The following is an 18,719-nucleotide window of genomic DNA, read 5'->3' on the forward strand; positions in this document are numbered from 1 at the left end:
TGCAGACAGGTCGCCCGGCCCGATGGGGCGGCTGCGCGCGCGGCTGGTCGGCGTGCTCCGGGCGGTGCCGATCCGTTGGCGCATCCTGTCGATCGCGGCGCTGAACTCCGCCGTGGTCATCGTGCTGGTCGGGCTGATCTGGAACGGCTCGCAGGTGCTCGGCTCGGCCTGGGACGACGTGCGCCAGGTGCGCGAATCCGACCGGATTCTGGCGCTGCTCGAAAGCGAGACCGGGCGGCTGCACAATCTGATCCACCGCTACATCAACCAGCCGAGCCCCGACCTGTTCGCCGAGATCCTGCTGCTGCGCGAGGCCGTGCTGGGGACGCTGACCAATCGCGCCGCCAAGGACCCGATGCTGTCGGGCTCGGTCGAGGAGCTGGAGCGCACCACCGACCGCTTCCTCAACGGCTTCGGCGAGCTGCGCGGCGTGCAGGCCACCATCGCGAAGACCTACGAGGATCAGGTGCAGGGACCGGCCAGGGACATGGCCGGCCTTTACTCCATCATCGAAGGCGCCACCGGCCATCGCGACGCGCTGATCTGGCCTTCGCTGGGCAAGTCGCGCGAGGCCTTCACCGCGATGCTGGTCGCGGCCAATTCCTACTATCTGTCGCTGTCATCGGGTGCGGCCGACGACGCCCGCCGCAACACCGAGACCATCGAGAAGACCATCCCCGTGATGATCGATCTCGCCGACAACGACCTCCAGCGCATGGCGCTGCGACGACTCGCCGCCCGGACCGCCGCGCTGCGCGAGGGTTTTGCAAAGCTCTCCGAGCAGCTCACGAACCGTACCGAGCTGCTGCGCAACACCATCGACGCCAACCAGGCCGAGGCGATCGGCGCCATCGACGATCTCTCCACCAAGATGCGCCAGCGCGAGCAAAAGGCGCAGGAGACGTTCGACCGCACGCTGGCGGACATTTCCCGTCGCGTTCTCTCCATCGCCGTGATCTTCCTCGGCATCATCCTCACCGCCGGCGTGCTGATCGCGCTGTCGATCCGGCTGCCGCTGCAGCAGATCATGGCGGCGATGCGCGCGATCACGCTCGGCGACCTCGGCCGCGAGGTGCAGGGCACGCGCGCGCGCGACGAGGTCGGAGCCATGGCGCGCGCGGTGGAAGTGTTCCGCGAGAACGCCATCGCGAAGCGCCAGACCGAGGACGAGCTGCGCGCGTCCAAGGAGAAGGCCGAAAGCGCGCTGCTCGAGCTCAACGCCGCGCAGCAGAATCTGATCGATGCCGAGAGGCTCGCAGCCCTCGGCGGCCTCGTCGCCGGCGTCGCGCACGAGGTCAACAACCCGATCGGCATCAGCCTCACCGTTGCGTCGAGCTTTGCCCGGCGCACCGAAATCTTCGAGGCCCAGCTCAAGGGCGACGGCGGCCTGCGCCGCTCGCAGCTGGAAGAATTCGTGCAGTCCTCGCGCGACGCCTCGCAGCAGCTCGTCGCCAATCTCCAGCGCGCCGGCGAGCTGATCCAGTCGTTCAAGCAGGTCGCGGTCGACCGCTCCCATGCCGAGCGGCGACAGTTCTCACTGAGCGAAGCCACCGAGCAGATCATCGCGAGCCTGCGGCCGGTGTTGAAGCGGTCGCCGATCACGCTCCATGTCGACATGCCCGAGGGGCTGCTGCTCGACGGCTATCCCGGCTCCTACGGCCAGATCCTGACCAATTTGTTCCTCAACGCCGCCAACCACGCCTTTGCCGACGGCCGCGCCGGCACGATCACGATCTCGGCGCGGCCGCGCGGGGCCGACGACGTCGAGATCATCTTCACCGATGACGGGGCCGGCATGACCTCCGACGTGCAGCGCCAGGCCTTTGACCCATTCTTTACCACCAGGCGCAATGAAGGTGGCACGGGACTCGGCCTCCATATCGTCTATAACCTCGTCACCCAGCAGCTCGGCGGTCGCATGATGCTGGAATCCAAGCTGGGACAAGGCACTACTTTTCGCATTATCATGCCCCGGGTCGCCAAGGGCGGCGGGCAAAGCACAGAGACTGACGGGACTTCTCAATGGCCGAACAGGACGATGTCCTCCACCTGATCGACGACACCGGTACCGCATCGGAGGATGTTGACGCCCGGAAATGGAAGATCGCCGTCATCGACGACGATCCGGCCGTGCATGACGGTACGCGTTTTGCGCTCTCGGACTATTCCCTCAACGGCCAGGGCCTGGAGATCCTCTCCGCCCATTCCGCGGCCGAAGGTCGCAAGCTGATGGCCGCGCACAACGACATCGCCGCCGTGCTGCTCGACGTCATCATGGAGACGGACGTCGCCGGCCTCGAGCTGGTCGAGTACATCCGCAACGAGCTCAAGAACGAGACGGTGCGCATCATCCTGCGCACCGGACAGCCCGGTCAAGCGCCTGAACGGCGCGTGATCGTGCAGTACGACATCAACGACTACAAAGCGAAGACCGAGCTCACCGCCGACAAGCTGTTCACCTCGCTGACCGCGGCGCTGCGCTCCTACCAGCAGCTCGAGCGCATGCTGCAGACAAGGCGCGGGCTCGAGATCATCATCGACGCGGCTTCGACGCTGTACGATTTCAAGTCGATGCAGCGGCTCGCCGAGGGCGTACTGACCCAGCTTGCCTCGCTGCTCAACGTCGATTGCGCCGGTATCCTGGTTTTGCGCGACAATGGCGGCATCGACCCCGAGCTCTCGGTGCTCGCCGGCAGCGGCTGCTACAGCCGCTTCATCGGCACCACCTCGTCGAAGGCGCTCGACCCCGATCTGCGCGCGATGGTGGAAGCCGCGTTCCAGGGCCGCAAGAACGAATTCGCCGACCACCGCAGCGTGATCTATTTGCGCACCGGAAGCGGCCGCGAGGTCGTGGTGCTGCTGCAGGCCGAGCGCGAGCTGTCCGAGACCGACCGCTCGCTGGTCGAGATCTTCTCCAGCCGGCTCTCGATCGCCTTCGACAACGTCATCCTCTACCAGCAGCTCCAGGCCGCCAACACCCAGCTGGAAGACCGCGTCGCCCAGCGCACCCGCGCGCTGATGCAGGCCAACCGCCGCCTCTCGGCGCAATGGCTGCGGCTGCAACGCGCCAACGGCTTCAAGAACGAAATCCTCGGTACCGTTGCCCACGATCTGAAGAATCCGCTCGGCGTCATCCTCGGCCGCACCGAGATGCTGAAGGAGTTGATCTCGACCGGCGCGTCGTCAGGCGGCGTCGTGGCCCAGGTCGATCACATCCGCGATGCGACCAAGCGCCTGACCACGATGGTCGATCATCTGATCTCGGATGCGATGGCCGATGCCTTCGACATCACCATCCGCCGCGAGCCCGTCGACGTCGCGGCCCTGGTCAAGGAGGTCGCCGAGGCCAACCAGCCGCTCGCCGTCAACAAGCAGCAGGCGATCAGCGTCACCGCGCCCGTCAACGTCGTCACCATGTGCGACACCGACCGCATTCGCGAGGCAATCGACAATCTGATCAGCAACGCCATCAAATACTCACCGATCGGCGGCAAGATCGGCGTCGTCGTCAGCCATGAGGGCGGCGACACCATCGTCCGCGTCAGCGACGAGGGCGCCGGCCTGTCGCCGGAGGATCTCGGCCGCCTGTTCGGCCGGTTCCAGCGGCTGTCGGCAAAACCGACCGCCGGCGAGAGCTCGACCGGGCTTGGGTTGTCCATCGTCAAGCGTATTATCGACATGCACGGCGGCGAGGTGACCGCCGAGAGCGAGGGCCCCGGCAAGGGCTCGACCTTCACCATCACCCTCCCCGCGACCGAAATTTCGTGATCTCAGGACCATGACCCAAAGCCAGCACATCATGATCGTCGACGACGAGGCCCCGGCCCGGGAGATGGTCGGCGATTACCTCAAGATGCACGGCTTCACCGTGACGCTGTGCGACGGCGGTAAGTCGTTGCGGACGGCGATCGACGGCAGCATGCCCGACCTCGTCGTGCTCGACCTCAACATGCCGGAGGAAGACGGGCTCTCGATCATCCGCGACCTCAAGAGCCGCATCAACGTGCCGGTGATCATGCTGACGGCGACGGCAAGCCCGATCGACCGCGTCGTCGGCCTCGAGCTCGGCGCCGACGATTACGTGGCCAAGCCGTGCGAGCTGCGTGAGCTGATGGCACGCATCCGCTCGGTGCTGCGCCGGAGCGCGCCGGCGAAAGCCGTGGCGGACGCGGCGGCTGCGAAATCGGACAAGGAGCAATTGGTACGGTTCGGGACCAAGTGGCTCGATCTCGAAGCGCAGGCCTTGCGCGACGACGAGGGCAACGAGCACCCGCTGACCGCATCCGAGTTCGGGCTCTTGAAAGTGTTCGCGGCCAATCCGAAGCGCGTGCTGTCGCGCGAGCGCCTGCTGGAATTGGCCAATGCCCGCGACGCCGAAGCCTTCGACCGCGCCGTCGACCTGCGCATCATGCGCATCCGCCGCAAGATCGAGCCCGATCCGGCAAAACCCGCCGTGATCCGCACCATCCGCGGCGGCGGCTATTTGTTCTCGCCGGCGGGTGAGAAGGCGTAGGGGCTCCATTGTCGTCCTGGCGAACGCCAGGACCCATTACCCCAGGCAGAGATTGTGGCGCGAGCTGGCAACCACACGTCTCCGCAAAACGTCTCCCTGGGGTAATGGGTCCTGCATCGGCGCTCGCTTTGCTCGCTTGTCCAGGACGACACGGGGAGTGCGAACGCAAAAGCCCGAAATACGTTCCCGGCGCCTCCGCTGGCGGCCTAATCCCCACCCCCGTATTTTCCGTACCTTGAAATTCCACGCTTTTTTGCCCCGAATGTTTCGTCGCGGCTAATTCGACGAAACAATTTGTCGGCGCACGAAACCATTTTCCGCTTTTCGTGCAGACGTCCCGAAACGTTGGCTCATTAACACTTTGGTCCAAGGAAACGCCGCTCGGTTGCGGCGCTACGGGGAGCCAAGTCAATGCCGAACGTCATCGCCATCAACGCCCAAGCCAGCCAGAGCATCATTGCCGCTCAGGCGACCTCGGACGACATGCTTCTCGAAAGCATTGCCGACGGCAACCGGACGTCCATGCACATCCTTTATTGCCGGCACAATGTGCGCGTCTACCGCTTCATCCTGCGGATCGTGCGCGACGCGACTACGGCGGAAGACCTGGTGAGCCAGGTGTTTCTGGACGTGTGGCGGACCGCCGGCCAATTCCAGGGCCGCTCGCAGGTTTCGACCTGGCTGCTCTCGATCGCCCGCTTCAAGGCGCTGACTGCGATGCGCCAGCGCCGCTTCGAGGACATCGACCAGGAAGACGTGCGCCAGATCGCCGATGGTTGCGACACGCCGGAGACCTCGCTCGACCGCAGCGACACCAGCGCCATCCTGCGCGCCTGCGTCCAGAAGCTGTCGCCCGCGCATCGCGAGATCATCACGCTGGTCTACTACCACGAGAAGTCGGTGGAGGAGGTCGGCCAGATCATCGGCATCCCGCAGAGCACGGTGAAGACCCGGATGTTCTACGCCCGCAAGCAACTGGCCGAATTGCTTAAGGGCTGTGGCGTCGAGCGCTTCGCCGCCTGAAATTCAGATATTTCAATGGGATAGGCCATTGGCTTTGGCCCTATCTCGGACACGGAAGTGTTACCGCCGACGAAACAATTGAAACAAAGCACAACATCAGGCGGAAAAACTTCCCTCCTATAAAGCTCACATACGGTTTCGTTAAACCTCCCAAGACCTCCAACGACCCGGACGGGATGCCCCCCTCCGGGTCGTTTTGTGTTTGGAGCAGACAGCTGCGGCAGCAGCACTCCCGTCACGAAGGCGTGACGCGGCGTAACGACTGCCTCGCTCATCCCGAACTGCCCTCGTGACCCTCTCCACGAGTGCCCCATGCTCGAACTTCTCTTCGCTGCCCTCGCCGGCATCCTCACCATCGCCGCGCCGTGCACGCTGCCGATGCTGCCGATCCTGCTCGGCGCCTCAATCGGCCGCAGCTCGCATCTTCGTCCGGCGATGATCGCGCTCGGCTTCGTCATCTCGTTCTCCGCGACCGCGCTGCTGCTCGGCGCCATCACGCGGCTGTTTAATTTCGATCCGAACGTGCTGCGCGAAGCGGCCTCGATCCTGCTGCTCGGCTTCGGCCTGTTGATGCTGTGGCCGGCACCGTTCGAATGGCTGTCGATCCGGCTCAACGGCTGGCTCGATCTCGGCAACTCCAGCGCCACGCAGCGCGAGGGCGCACTCGGCGGGCTCGTGCTCGGCACCACGCTCGGCCTGGTCTGGACGCCCTGTGCCGGCCCGGTGCTCGGCTCGATCCTGACGCTGGTCGCAACGACTGAGAAGGCGACCTGGGCCGGCACGCTGCTGATCGCCTACGCCATCGGCGCGGCGATTCCCATGCTGGCGATCGCCTATGGCGGGCAGGCCGCGACCACGCGCGTGCGCAGTCTCGCGCGCATTTCGCCACGGCTGCAGCAGGGCTTTGGCGTCGTCGTGATCGGCTTCGCGCTCGCCGCCTACTTCCAATACGACACGCTGATCGTGGCGTGGCTCACCGGCTTCTATCCCACCGGCCAGATCGGCCTGTGATCATCCCTCAGCTTCACCGGAGGATCTTTCCATGACTTTCAAACTGCTCGCCGTCTCCGCCGCACTGATCGGCATCGCCGTAACAGGCGCCGTCATCCCCGGCATCTGCGACGAGGCCGCGCGCGCTGTCCCTGTCGTCACCGCCGCCGCCAGCCAGGACACCGCGCCCGACTTCGCCGGCATCAACAACTGGTTCAACTCGAAGCCGCTTAATATCGCCGATCTCCGCGGCAAGGTCGTGCTGGTGGACTTCTGGACCTATGGCTGCGTCAACTGCGTCAACACGCTGCCGCACGTCACCGATCTCTATGCCAAGTACAAGGACAAGGGCCTCGTCGTGGTCGGCGTGCACACGCCGGAGTTCCCGTTCGAGCGCTCGGCCTCCAATGTGCAGGCGGCGCTGAAGCGCCACGGCATCACCTATCCGGTGGCGCAGGACAATGATTCCAGGACCTGGAACGCTTACCGCAACCGATATTGGCCGGCGCAGTACATCATCGACCAGAACGGCAAGATCGTATTCCAGCACGAGGGCGAAGGCCGTTATGACGAGATCGACCGCACCGTGGCAAAGCTGCTGAACGCCAATAGCTGACGCCCGGCACGGGTCGCGCCCTTGTTGCTTGACTCCACGGACCCGTCCGTGGAGTTTCGCGGGCCACGTAATCAGCCGCCCGCGATGGACGACGCCACCAACAGCACCGACATTCGCCTTCGCGAGGGCGCCTCGATTGCGCAGCGGCTGGTCATGTCCGGCTTTGCGGCTGCCGTTGCGCTGTGCTTCACGCCGGGCCTGTTCACACACGATCCCCTGGAGGTGATCATCTCCGTGGTCGCGCTGCTCGTTGGAGCAGCGTTCGTCGCTATCATCATGCTGGCGCCGGCGGTGGTGTGGATCATCACGCCGGACGAGATCTTGATCGGCGAGCAGCGCCCGTTCGGAAAACTGCGGACGCGGATCGTCGCCAAGGACGACATCAAGGGATTGCAGGTTCCCGGCAGCAAGAGGGCGAAAGCCCGCTTTCAGCTGGCCTTCACGCTGGCCTCCGGAGAACGCCTGACCTCGCCGCCGATCTCCGACGTCACCCATGTGCACGACACGGTGGCGCGGATCGCCGCGCAATTCGACGTCCCCGACGTCGAGTCTCCGGTCAATCCGCTCGATGCCAGCAATCCCGAGATGCGTCTCGGCGACCCCCTCGAGCCGTTCTCGAAGAGAGACATCAGGATCGTCGCACTGATCGTCGTCGCATTGTGCGCCGTTCCCTACGCCTACAGGCTCTGGCGTGGCCTGTCGCCCGGGTCGGTCGACATCGTGCTGCTGCCCGTCGGCGCGCTCGCCGCTTTTGGCGTTTCCCGTTATGCCAACCTTGTGACCGGCGCGTTCTGGATCATCCGCCAGGGCGATATCCGGATCGAACGCCTGTGGGGCGACGGCACGTTGCGCGCCGACCACATCGAAGGGCGCGACGTCAAGACGATCACGGTCGAGCGCCGCGGCCGCTCCGAGGACGAGCACTGCATCGTCGTGATCCGATTGCAGTCAGGACAACGGTTTCGCAGCCCTCGCATCGGTTCGAGGCCTGAGGCCCGGGCCGTGGGGACGGAGATCGTCCGGCGGCTCGGGATCGCGGCTGAGAATAACCAGATCTGACAGGCCGCGCGCGGTGAGGATGCTGCGACCACTGCTTTTCGCGCCATCCCCCGTTTGTGGCATTGCGCGCGGTCCGTCAAAAAACCAAAGCATTCTCGTGACATATGGTCTAAGGGTGCCTTGAACTTGCCATGAAGATGGCCCTGAGATTTGATGGTTCCAGATGATTTGGCTTTGGCCGCGGGGAGAGCTTGAAATGACGGATTTTCGTCGCCTGACCGGGGTGTTTGTGGCTGCGATCGGCCTGATCCTGTCCGCGCCCCACGCCTACGCCCAGCAGCCCGACCGCGGCGACGAGCCGGGCCTGGTCGCCGACGATGCCTATGAGCTCGATCCGGAATGGCAGAAGCAGGTCGTCTACTTCCGCACCACCGAAGCGCCCGGCACCCTCATCATCTCGACCGCCGAACGGCATCTCTATCTGGTGCAGCCTGGCGGTCGTGCGATCCGCTACGGCATCGGCGTCGGCCGCGACGGTTTTCAGTGGCAGGGTCTGGTGAACATCACCAACAAGAAGGAGTGGCCGGACTGGACGCCGCCGCCGGAGATGATCCAGCGCCAGCCTTATCTGCCGCGCTTCATGGCCGGCGGCCCCGGTAATCCGCTCGGTGCGCGCGCCATGTATCTGGGCACCACGGTCTACCGCATCCACGGCACCAACCGGCCCGACACGATCGGCACCAAGGTCTCCTCCGGCTGCTTCCGGCTCGTCAACCGCGACGTCGCCGATCTCTACGATCGCGTCCCTGTCGGCACCAAGGTCGTCATCCGGCAGAAGCCCGAACTCTGATCTCCTCGCATTAGCGAATATTCCTTTTCCCGATTTTTCGAGAGAGCAACATGATGCGCACTTTTCGTGGCGGCCTGCTGATCGGGCTCGCAGTCGCCGTGCTGGTCGCCGTCCTGGCCATCATCTATGAATTCTACGACACCCGCACGTTGAAGCGCACCGTCCGCCGCGGCGAAGTGCTGTGCGGCGTCAACAAGGGCCTGCCGGGCTTCTCGATCCCCGACGACAAGGGCAACTGGACCGGCTTCGACGTCGATTTCTGCCGCGCGGTGGCTTCCGCGATCTTCAACGACCCGAGCAAGGCGAAATTCGTCGCGCTCGATGCCAACGAGCGCTTCAAGGAATTGCAGAGCCGGAAAGTGGACATCCTCTCGCGCAACTCGACCTGGAGCATGGCGCGCGAGCTCGACTACGATCTCTATTTCCCCGCGGTCGCCTATTACGACGGCGCAGGCTTCATGCTGCCGCGCGCGCGCAACAAGGAGACCGCGCTGGACCTGACCGGGAGCAAGGTCTGCGTCCAGACCGGGACCACCACGGCGCTCAACGTCGCGGATTACTTCCGTGCCAACAACATGAAGTATGAAGAGGTGAAGTTCGACAAGCTGGACGACGTCGTGAAAGCCTACGACACCGGCAAATGCGACACGCTCTCCGCCGACGTCTCCCAGCTCTACGCGCTGCGGCTGAACCTGTCGAAGCCCGGCGACAGCATGATCCTGCCGGACATGATCTCCAAGGAGCCGCTCGCCCCCGTCGTGCGCCAGCGCGACGACGACTGGATGATGATCGTGAAGTGGACGCTGTACGCGATGATCAACGCCGAGGAGCTCGGCGTCTCCTCGGAGAACATCGACGAGGCCCTGAAGTCGAAGAAGCCGGAAGTGATGCGGCTGGTCGGCACCGAGGGCAATTACGGCGAGCAGCTCGGCCTGACCAAGGATTGGGTGGTCCGCATCATCCGCCACGTCGGCAATTACGGCGAGATGTACGAGCGCAACATCGGCGAGAAGTCGAAGCTGAAGATCCCGCGCGGCATGAACCAGCTGTGGAATGCGGGCGGCGTGCAGTACGCGCCGCCGGTGCGGTAAGAGGTCTTTGTCGTCCCGGCCTAGTGCGCAATTGCGCACGGGGGGCCGGGACCCATAACCACCATCGGAAATTGTAGCGGCAGCTAGCAACTCCGAGTCTTTCTCAAACTGCTCCCTGGGGTTATGGGTCCCGGCCTTCGCCGGGACGACACCTCTATTCGAGGCGCAGCTGTGCCCATTGGTACCCTCGCCTCAATACCCCCGCGCCCTTGCCAGCTGCTCGGTGTGGTAATTGGCGTCGCCGAACAATTCCTCGCACACGCGCGCGCGCTTCATAAAGAAGCCGATGTCGAACTGGTCGGTCATGCCCATGCCGCCATGCATCTGCACGCCTTCCTGCACCGCGCGCGTGGCGGTGGTGCCGGCGCGGGCTTTCGCCACTGCGACGGCTGACGCCGCCTTGGCGACGTCCGTATCGAGCGCTTGCAGCGCCTTCATCACGGCGGCGCGGGTGATCTCGATATCGACATAGAGTTCGGCGGCGCGGTGCTGCAGCGCCTGGAATTCGCCGATCAGCTTGCCGAACTGCTTGCGGCTCTTCAGGTACTCGACGGTACGGTTGAACACCTCTTCGCTCAGACCCACCATTTCGGAGGCCACTGCGCCCCGCCCGATATCGAGCACGCCGTGGAGCAAGCCGGCTCCCTGGTCGACTTCGCCGAGCACGCTGTCGGCATCGACCTCGACATTGGCAAGCTCGATCCGCGCCGCATTGTGCGCGTCGACCATGATGGTGCGCTCGATCGCAACGCCCTTGGCCTTGGGGTTGACCAGGAACAGCGTCAGCCCCTCGCGCTCGCCGGCTGAGCCGGCCGTACGCGCAGCGACGATGAGGAGATCGGCAACGTGACCGTCGACCACCAGCGCCTTGGCGCCGGAGAGTTTGAAGCCGTTGCCGGCGCGCACGGCCTGGAGGCTGGTCTGAAGCGGGCGGTGTTTTGCGCCCTCGTCGATCGCGAGCGTCGCGAGCAGGGAGCCGTTGGAAATCTTCGGCAGATACTCCGACTTCTGCGCGGCATTGCCGCCACGGTTCAGTGCCGAGGCCGCGACCACGCTGGTTGCGAGGAAGGGCGAGGGCATCAGCGTGCGGCCGATCTCCTCCATCACCACCCCGGCCTCGACATAGCCGAGGCCGCTGCCGCCGAACTCTTCCGGCACCAGCAAGCCGGCAAAACCCATCTCGGCGAAGGAATGCCAAAACTCCCTGGAGAAGCCGATGGGGTCTTTGCTATCGCGCAGATGCCGCAAATGCGACACCGGCGCCTTGTCGCTGATCAGCCCGCGCGCGCTGTCGCGGAGCATCGATTGTTCTTCGGTGAGGACGAGGGCCATGTGCAATGTCTCTAACGTCTGGCGGAATGCATGTCTGTTGTTGTCATTCCGGGGCACGCGAAGCGTGAACCCGGAATTTCGAGGTTCTCAGGTGCGCAACCGCGCACCTTAGTTCGGTCCTGCGGACCGCCCCGGAACGACGCTGGGGTTACGCCCCCGGCAAATCGAGGATGCGCTTGGCGACGATGCCGAGCATGACCTCGGTGGTGCCGCCCTCGATCGAGTTGGCCTTGGTCCGCAGCCAGGCGCGCGGACGCGCTCCTTGTTTCGAACGCTCGCTCTCCCATTCCAGCGCATCGACGCCGCCGGCCGACATCAGGATCTCGTAACGGCGCTTGTTGAGCTCGGTCCCGTAATATTTCATCGCCGACGAGAACGCCGGATGGGCCTGACCGGCCTTGGCGAGATCGACCGCGCGCTCGGCGCAGGCGCCAAGGGCCGCTTCGTCGACGTCGAAGCTGGCGATGCGGCCACGCAGCATGGAATCGTCGAGCCGTCCCTGCGCATCGGTGCCGACGGAATCGGCCGCAATCTGGCCCAGCGGACGGCCGACGCCGCGCTCGCCCATGCCTGATATCATCGCGCGCTCATGCTGGAGCAGATATTTTGCGACGTCCCAGCCGCGATTGACGGTGCCGACCACATGCGATTTCGGCACGCGGACATTGTCGAAGAAAGTCTCGCAGAACGGCGAGTAGCCGGAGATCAGGAGGATCGGTTTGGTCGTCACGCCCTTCGAGGTCATGTCGAACAGGATGAAGCTGATGCCGTCATGCTTCTTCGCGGCGGCATCGGTGCGAACGAGGCAGAAGATCCAGTCGGCGTAGTTGGCATAGGAGGTCCAGATCTTCGACCCCGTAATGATGAAATCATCGCCGTCGCTCTCGGCGCGGGTCTGCAGCGAGGCGAGATCGGAGCCGGCGTTCGGCTCGGAATAGCCCTGACACCAGCGGATCAGGCCCGCGGCGATCTTTGGCAGATGCTCCTTCTTCTGGGCATCGTTGCCGTATTTCAGCAGCGCCGGCCCGAGCATCCAGATCCCGAAGCTCGACAGCGGGGGCCGCGCGCCGATCCTGGCCATCTCCGCGCGCAGCACCTTGTGCTCCGCGGCGCTTAAGCCCCCACCGCCATATTCCTTCGGCCAGTCCGGTACGGTCCAGCCCTTGTCGCGCATGCGTTCGAACCAGATGCGTTGCGGCTCGGACGAAAATTTTGCGTTACGTCCACCCCAGAACACGTCGGCGTCGGACGTCGCGGGCTTGCGCATTTCCGGCGGGCAATTGGCTTCCAACCAGGCGCGCGTTTCGCTGCGGAATGTTTCGAGATCGGCGGTCTCAGTCTCGCTGGCCCTGGAGTCAGTCATAGGTCGTTTCCAACAATCTATGTCGGTTTGTTGGGCGCGACTCTGGGCCAAGCTCCCGCGGAATTCAACCACTTCCGTGTCACGCATCCGCTATAGTCGCCGCCACGGCGAGCTTGAAAACAAAGAGGAAACAACAATGCGCCTGAAGCTTCTTTCGCCTGGCGAAATGAACGAGAGCCAGCGGCAGACCTATGACGAGTCGATTGCCGGCAAGCGCGGCAGGCCGCCGGCACCGATGATGGCCTGGCTCAACAGCCCCGACATGGCCCGTCACGCCACGCGGCTCGGCGAGGTCCTGCGTTACGATACGATATTTCCCGCGAAACTTTCGGAGATCGCGATCCTGGTGACGGCGCGGCACTGGACCGCCCATTACGAATGGTACGCGCACAAGCGGCTGGCGCTTGCGGGCGGCATGGACCCTGACATCATCGACGCGATCCGCGACCGCCGCACGCCCGTCTTCGACGATCCCAGGGCTAAGATGATCTACGACGTCGCAAAATCGCTGCATGAGGGCCACGGCGTCGAGAAGGGCCTCTATGAAGAGGCGGTGAAGCTGCTCGGCGAGCGCGGCGTGGTCGAGGTGATTGGTCTCTGCGGCTATTACACGCTGGTGTCGATGACGCTGAACACGTTTGAGTTCGAGCTGCCGGAGGGCGAGGTGCGGGAGCTGTCGTAAGTTGCCTATCCGGAAACGCTGGGTTTCGGGATCGGCCGGTAGCACTGTCCCGAGGCCGGACTTATGTGGAGTTCATCAACGGAGCAGCCGCATGTCGCAAAACCAAGCCGTCGCCGCCGGCACCAGGATCGGCCACGTCCATCTCAAAGTCGCCGATCTCGATCGCGCGCTGGGCTTCTATTGCGGCGTGCTCGGTTTCGAGCTGATGCAGCGCATGGGCTCGGGCGCGGCCTTCATCTCGGCCGGCGGCTATCACCACCACATCGGGCTCAACACCTGGGAGAGCAAGGGCGGCTCGCCGCCGCCGCCTGATGCGACCGGGCTCTATCACACCGCGATCCTCTATCCGACGCGGCCGGCGCTGGCGGATGCGTTGCACCGCGTGCTCTCGGCCGGCATTGCGCTCGACGGCGCCAGCGACCACGGCGTCAGCGAGGCGCTGTATTTGCGCGATCCGGACCAGAACGGTGTGGAGCTGTATTGGGACAAGCCGCGGGAGCAATGGCCATTCGGGCCGGACGGCAAGCTTTCGATGTTCACGAAGCGGCTGGATGTGGAGGAGCTGCTGAAGCAGCGGGAGGCCTAGTCCGCACCTCGCCACTGCACGAGCCTCAGGACCCATCCGGCCACATAGAGCCCGACGCCGAACACGGCATGCGTGAGTAGCGTGTTGAGACGCGCCACGTTGGGACGTGGCGCGTGATGGGCTGCAATGCCGAGGCCCATGCCCGGCTGCATGATCAGGAAAGGTGCCGCCACGCTGCCGATTCCGACGATCAATGCGGGGCCGACACGCGGGGAATGCAGCCAATCGAGCCCCCAGATCGCCAGCAAGACGGCCGCGAACGCAATGCCGATCAGGTAGTGCGCGGCCCACCCAATCAGGCGCTCGCGTGGAGCCGGATCGGGTGCCGCGATCTTAAGGTGCCGATACTGTCCGCGCGCGAGCAGGATGAGCCAGCGACCTAGGAGTCCATAGTCTAGCGATGGGATTCCAAGAACATGCGCGCGGAGAACTGCCCAACCATCGATCACGGCCGTTGCACCGGATCCGATCAAGGCGGCGCCGACCAGAAATTCAATCATTTCACCCATTCGAGACCTCGCCTGCCGCGTCGGTTGAAGCCCGCGCCTGGATCATCCAGCATGCGGCGGTAAAACGGATCGCATCTGCCTCCACGTAGGGGGCGAAGGCGGGCCGCACCGCATCCACGACCCTTTCGCGCAATCCCCTGTCGGCGTCCTGCAGGATCGTTCCGACGGGTCCCAGCCAACCGACATAGCGAGCGAGTTCGCTGGCAGGAAAGCGGCATGGAATATCCACCGGCCGGATGTCGATCTCGGTCCAGCCGCTCTCCAGCAGGATGGTCCTGACCCGATCTTTGTCAGCGAAGGCGAACTGCCCCGGACCGCCGGATGGACGGGCAGGCATATTCGGCAGAAGGGGCGCGGCGGCTCGTTCGGCCGCCGTCATGAACGGATTCTCCGCTGCGCCCCGCCATGCAACGACGGCGAGCCCGGCGCCTTCGGCGGCAGCGCGCCTCAGATTTGCGAAGGCCGCAACGAGGTCTTCGAAGAACATCACGCCGAGACGTGAAATGATCGTATCGAAGCTCGCCGGGTCGAATTTATGGTGCTGCGCATCGGCGCAGATAAAGCTGGCCGAGGTGCCTTCGCGCTCGGCGCGGGCCAGCGCCGCCCCGATCATCGGCGCGGAGATGTCGATGCCGACCACACGGCCGCCTTGCCCGAGCTTTCGAGCGACCGCAACGGTCAGACCACCAGTGCCGCAGCCGACGTCCAGAACGCGACGATTGGAGCCGGCAGGAACGGCCTCGCACAGCGGCCTCTCGAATTGCTTGAACATCTCATCCAGGATGTCCTGGGTCTCGACCCAGGCGCGTCCGGCGGGACCATTCCAAAGCCTCATCTGCTCAATCGCCTTCTGCATAGCGTCCATGATGGTTTCCCCTTTCGTCTTGCCTTGGCGGCGTTGGACGCGGCATACTGCCAGTTCAAGTGAACTTGAGGTCAAGAGGCGTGATGACGATCGATATCGCCGAAGTCGCACGGCGCTCCGGTGTTCCGGCGTCGACGCTGCGATTCTATGAGGAAAAGCGGTTGATTGCCCCGATCGGCAGGCGCGGCCTGCGCCGGCTGTTCGATCTGGAGATCCTGGATCGCCTGGCGCTGATCGCGCTGGGGCGCGCGGCGGGCTTCTCGCTCGATGAAGTTGCCCGGATGTTCGCACCCGACGGAAGGCCGCGTATCGACCGGCGGAAGCTTGCCGCCAAGGCCGACGAGTTGGACCGAACGATCCGCAAGCTTATCGCGATGCGCGACGGCCTGCGCCATGCCGCGGCCTGTCCGGCGCCAAGTCACATGGAATGCCTGCATTTTCGCCGCCTCATGCGGGTCGCGGCATTGGGAAAGGCGAGGTCGCCCAAGCGGGCACCGCGCGCGCCGCGATCAGACTGAAGCGGTCGATCGCCTTGTGTGCCCCCGCACCATGATCAACGCCGCGGCCACCAGCTCCAGCGCAATACACAGATAGAACGGCAGCTCATAGCCACCGGAGAAATCGCGCAGAAAACCGACCACGCCGGGGCCGAACGCATAGGTCACCTGGTTGATCGCAGTGTTGAGGCTGATCAGCACGCCGAACGAGGCGGAATCGAATTCCTGCTGCACGATCAGCGACGGCAGCGTGATGAGATTGCCGACCGAGAAGCCGAATAACGCGCAGGCGGCGATCAGCACGTAATCATTGTGCAAATTGATGACGACGAGAAGCGCCACGGCCTGGCTCAGAAACGACAGCGCCGAGGCGAGCCGCTGGTTGAGTCGGTCGATCACCAGCGAGAACAGCACCCGGCCGATCACCGCCATCGCGGTCAGCACCGCAACCGCGACGGCCGCGCGCTCGCGCCCGATCACGGGATCGAGGAACGAGATCAGGTGGACGATGAAGCCGACCTGCGCGAACAGCACCAAAGCAAAGGCAATGGTCACGGTGAGGAAGCCGACATCGCGCAACGCCTGGCTACGAATCTGCGCCGACGATTGCGGCTTCGTTTTCGTCGCGGCGCGCCGGCCATGGAGATCGGGCGGGCGGCCGACGACAATCAGGATCACCGGCACGAGCAGTACCAGCATGGCGCCGGCGACGATAAACATAGCGCTGGCGAAGCCGACATGGCCGATCAAGCTCACCAGCAGCGGCACGCCGACGATGCCGCCGAAGCTTGCGCCGTTCAGCGCGAGGCTGATCGCCATGCCGCGCTTCTGGTCGAACCACAGGCTGATCGTGTTGGTGATCATGGCCAGGCTCGTGCCGGCCCAGCCGAAGGCGAGCACGGCGTTCGCGAGATAAAGCTGCCACGGTTCGCGCACCGCGCCGATCGCGACCGCCGCGGCCGACATCGCCAGCGTCCCTGCGATCAGGCCGAGGCGCGGGCCGTACTTGTTGACGGCTTCGCCGACGAAGACGACGAGCAGCGCGCCGAACAGATAGAAGAACGTCGTGGCCGACGAGATCAGCGAGGCCGACCAGCCGTGCGCACGCTGGAGCTCGGCGACATAGACGCTCTGGCCGTAGAAGCCGAGCCCCCAGCCGAAGGTCGCGAGCAGGAAGCAGACCGCAACGATGCGCCAGCCTTCGTAGCGGAGAGAGGATTCGTCGACGGATCCGTCGTGTCGAGGGTTATCGAGCATGCCGCTTACTCCGTCATGCCCGGACTTGTTCCGGGCATCCACGTTCTTCGATCCGCGCGCTCAAGACGTGGATGGCCGGGACAAGCCCGGCCATGACGACATCTAGTAACCTTCACCAGAAAATCACTTCGACCTGGATCGAACTATCAACGCTGCTGACAGCCTCCCGCCATCTCAGATCGCATCCGGGAACTCGCCCATGGCCGCGTCGAGCCGCGCTTTGCGGCGACGGGTCCAGGACGCCAGCGAGAGCACGGCGAGACCGAGCAGCACCGGCGGAAACACCACCATGTTCACCGCGGACCAGCCGTAACTGGCGAGCAGTTGGCCGGACGAGAACGAGCCGATCGCCATCATGCCGAACACCAGGAAATCGTTGAAGGCCTGCACCTTGTTGCGCTCCTGCGGCCGGTGCGTCTCCAGCACCAGCGCCGAGGCGCCGATGAAGGAGAAGTTCCAGCCGACACCGAGCACGATCAGCGTGGCCCAGAAATGCATCGCGGTGATGCCGGACAGGCCGATGCCGGCCGCGCCGGCCTCCAGCAGCAGGCCGGCGGCAACGATCTTGCGCGCGCCGAAGCGGGCGATCAGCGCGCCCGTGAAGAAGCTCGGCCCGTACATGGCGACGATGTGCCATTGAATGCCGAAATTGGAATCTGAAACGCTCAAGCCGCACAGCTTCATGGCAAGCGGCGCCGAGGTCATCACCAGGTTCATCATGGGGTAGGAGATGACGCCGCACAGCGCCGCTGCGATGAAGCGTGGCTGGGTCACGATCTCGAGCAGCGGCCGCCCGCCATGAAGATCGGCCGGCGCCGGTTTCGGCATGTCGACCCCGGCGACGATGCCCATCGCGATGAGCGCGACAGCCGCCTGGACCAAGAAGCTGAAGGCGAAGAGATAAGGCTGCCAGACATCCATGGTCCATTGCACGAGCTGCGGACCGAGCACGCCGGCGAACACGCCGCCCGCCATTACCCAGGACACCGCCTTGGGTCGGTACGCCGCGCTGGCGCCGTCGGCGGCAGCGAAGCGATAGGACTGCGCCACCGCGCCGTAGAGGCCGCCAAGAAAAGTCGCCAGACAGAACAACGGAAACGAAGCGTGCAGGATCGCGAAGCAGCCGAGCAGGCCGGTGAGCGTACCCAGGCCCGTGCCGATGATGAAGGCCCAGCGGCGGCCGAAGCGACTCGATATCGCGCCGGTCGGCAGCGTGCCGGCCGCAAGCCCCAGCACGTACATCGACAGCGGTACCGTCGCGAGCGACATGTCGGGTGCAAGCGTCGCACCGACGATGGAGCCGGTGGCGAAGATCACCGCCGAATTGGCGCCGGTCAGCGCCTGCGCGGCAGCAAGGCGCACCACATTGGCGCGCACGCGGGCGTCGGCGGCGACCTCATTGGCTGCAGTCACATCCAGCATCGGCATTTCCGCCCCAACGGGCTTTTAAGTGCTTTCAAGGGCTCGCTTGATTCCCGGCACTATGGCGGGACGCGGGAGGGCGGGCAACCGGCGCAAACGGGCGCAGGCCATGTCTCTGACGCAA

The 18,719-nt window shown here is 64.7% G+C and carries 18 protein-coding genes; 12 read left to right on the plus strand and 6 right to left on the minus strand.

The window, feature by feature from the left end; all coding sequences use genetic code 11:
- Positions 1–22 precede the first annotated feature (22 nt).
- The 9 genes from IVB54_RS37615 (at position 23) to IVB54_RS37655 (ending at position 10,082) form a co-directional block, all read left to right on the plus strand.
- The gene (locus tag IVB54_RS37615; protein ID WP_018456008.1) at positions 23–2,053 is read left to right on the plus strand and encodes an ATP-binding protein; all 2,031 of its coding nucleotides are present in this window, start codon (positions 23–25) and stop codon (positions 2,051–2,053) included.
- Positions 2,023–3,768: a DUF3369 domain-containing protein gene (locus IVB54_RS37620; protein ID WP_018456007.1), complete on the plus strand. Its 1,746-nt coding sequence runs from the start codon at positions 2,023–2,025 to the stop codon at positions 3,766–3,768. Before IVB54_RS37615 ends, IVB54_RS37620 begins: the two co-directional genes overlap by 31 nt.
- A 10-nt stretch (positions 3,769–3,778) precedes the next feature.
- Entirely contained in the window at positions 3,779–4,513 is a 735-nt protein-coding gene (locus tag IVB54_RS37625) for a response regulator (RefSeq protein ID WP_018456006.1), read from the plus strand.
- Between the two features lie 411 nt (positions 4,514–4,924).
- Positions 4,925–5,536 (plus strand): sigma-70 family RNA polymerase sigma factor, encoded by a 612-nt coding sequence (locus tag IVB54_RS37630; protein ID WP_018456005.1) that lies wholly within the window; start codon positions 4,925–4,927, stop codon positions 5,534–5,536.
- Positions 5,537–5,848: 312 nt separating this feature from the next.
- Positions 5,849–6,547, plus strand: a complete 699-nt coding sequence (locus IVB54_RS37635; RefSeq protein ID WP_018456004.1) for a cytochrome c biogenesis CcdA family protein — start codon at positions 5,849–5,851, stop codon at positions 6,545–6,547.
- A 31-nt stretch (positions 6,548–6,578) separates the two neighbouring features.
- A complete protein-coding gene (locus tag IVB54_RS37640; RefSeq protein ID WP_018456003.1) occupies positions 6,579–7,142 on the plus strand; it encodes a thioredoxin family protein in 564 nt (187 codons plus the stop codon).
- 84 nt (positions 7,143–7,226) lie between these two features.
- Complete coding sequence (locus tag IVB54_RS37645) at positions 7,227–8,201, plus strand: hypothetical protein (RefSeq protein ID WP_018456002.1); 975 nt, start codon at positions 7,227–7,229, stop codon at positions 8,199–8,201.
- A 196-nt stretch (positions 8,202–8,397) separates the two neighbouring features.
- On the plus strand, positions 8,398–8,991 hold the full coding sequence (locus IVB54_RS37650) for a L,D-transpeptidase (protein WP_018456001.1): 594 nt from the start codon (positions 8,398–8,400) through the stop codon (positions 8,989–8,991).
- 53 nt (positions 8,992–9,044) lie between these two features.
- Positions 9,045–10,082, plus strand: a complete 1,038-nt coding sequence (locus IVB54_RS37655) for an amino acid ABC transporter substrate-binding protein (protein WP_026233067.1) — start codon at positions 9,045–9,047, stop codon at positions 10,080–10,082.
- A gap of 192 nt (positions 10,083–10,274) precedes the next feature.
- On the opposite strand, the gene IVB54_RS37660 is transcribed toward IVB54_RS37655, so the two are convergent.
- Together IVB54_RS37660 and IVB54_RS37665 are read right to left on the minus strand one after the other, a co-directional pair.
- Complete coding sequence (locus tag IVB54_RS37660) at positions 10,275–11,414, minus strand: acyl-CoA dehydrogenase family protein (RefSeq protein ID WP_018455999.1); 1,140 nt, start codon at positions 11,412–11,414, stop codon at positions 10,275–10,277.
- Positions 11,415–11,562: 148 nt separating this feature from the next.
- Positions 11,563–12,777 (minus strand): acyl-CoA dehydrogenase family protein, encoded by a 1,215-nt coding sequence (locus IVB54_RS37665; RefSeq protein ID WP_085349645.1) that lies wholly within the window; start codon positions 12,775–12,777, stop codon positions 11,563–11,565.
- Between the two features lie 136 nt (positions 12,778–12,913).
- On the opposite strand from IVB54_RS37665, the gene IVB54_RS37670 reads away from it, so the two are divergent.
- Together IVB54_RS37670 and IVB54_RS37675 are read left to right on the plus strand one after the other, a co-directional pair.
- Complete coding sequence (locus IVB54_RS37670; RefSeq protein ID WP_247776993.1) at positions 12,914–13,459, plus strand: carboxymuconolactone decarboxylase family protein; 546 nt, start codon at positions 12,914–12,916, stop codon at positions 13,457–13,459.
- 91 nt (positions 13,460–13,550) lie between these two features.
- Complete coding sequence (locus tag IVB54_RS37675; RefSeq protein WP_018455996.1) at positions 13,551–14,045, plus strand: VOC family protein; 495 nt, start codon at positions 13,551–13,553, stop codon at positions 14,043–14,045.
- On the opposite strand, the gene IVB54_RS37680 is transcribed toward IVB54_RS37675, so the two are convergent.
- Both IVB54_RS37680 and IVB54_RS37685 read right to left on the minus strand, forming a co-directional pair.
- Entirely contained in the window at positions 14,042–14,554 is a 513-nt protein-coding gene (locus IVB54_RS37680; RefSeq protein ID WP_018455995.1) for a DUF2938 domain-containing protein, read from the minus strand. The genes IVB54_RS37675 and IVB54_RS37680 overlap by 4 nt on opposite strands.
- Complete coding sequence (locus tag IVB54_RS37685) at positions 14,547–15,419, minus strand: class I SAM-dependent methyltransferase (protein ID WP_026233066.1); 873 nt, start codon at positions 15,417–15,419, stop codon at positions 14,547–14,549. Before IVB54_RS37685 ends, IVB54_RS37680 begins: the two co-directional genes overlap by 8 nt.
- 80 nt (positions 15,420–15,499) lie before the next feature.
- On the opposite strand from IVB54_RS37685, the gene IVB54_RS37690 reads away from it, so the two are divergent.
- Positions 15,500–15,937, plus strand: coding sequence for a helix-turn-helix domain-containing protein (locus IVB54_RS37690; protein ID WP_026233065.1), 438 nt, complete (start codon positions 15,500–15,502; stop codon positions 15,935–15,937).
- On the opposite strand, the gene IVB54_RS37695 is transcribed toward IVB54_RS37690, so the two are convergent.
- Together IVB54_RS37695 and IVB54_RS37700 are read right to left on the minus strand one after the other, a co-directional pair.
- Positions 15,929–17,173, minus strand: a complete 1,245-nt coding sequence (locus tag IVB54_RS37695) for an MFS transporter (RefSeq protein WP_018455992.1) — start codon at positions 17,171–17,173, stop codon at positions 15,929–15,931. The genes IVB54_RS37690 and IVB54_RS37695 overlap by 9 nt on opposite strands.
- Positions 17,174–17,347: 174 nt before the next feature.
- On the minus strand, positions 17,348–18,595 hold the full coding sequence (locus IVB54_RS37700) for an MFS transporter (RefSeq protein ID WP_018455991.1): 1,248 nt from the start codon (positions 18,593–18,595) through the stop codon (positions 17,348–17,350).
- Positions 18,596–18,719: the final 124 nt, after the last annotated feature.

It is taken from the genome of Bradyrhizobium sp. CW1, assembly GCF_023100665.1.
Taxonomy (GTDB): Bacteria; Pseudomonadota; Alphaproteobacteria; order Rhizobiales; family Xanthobacteraceae; genus Bradyrhizobium; species Bradyrhizobium canariense_D.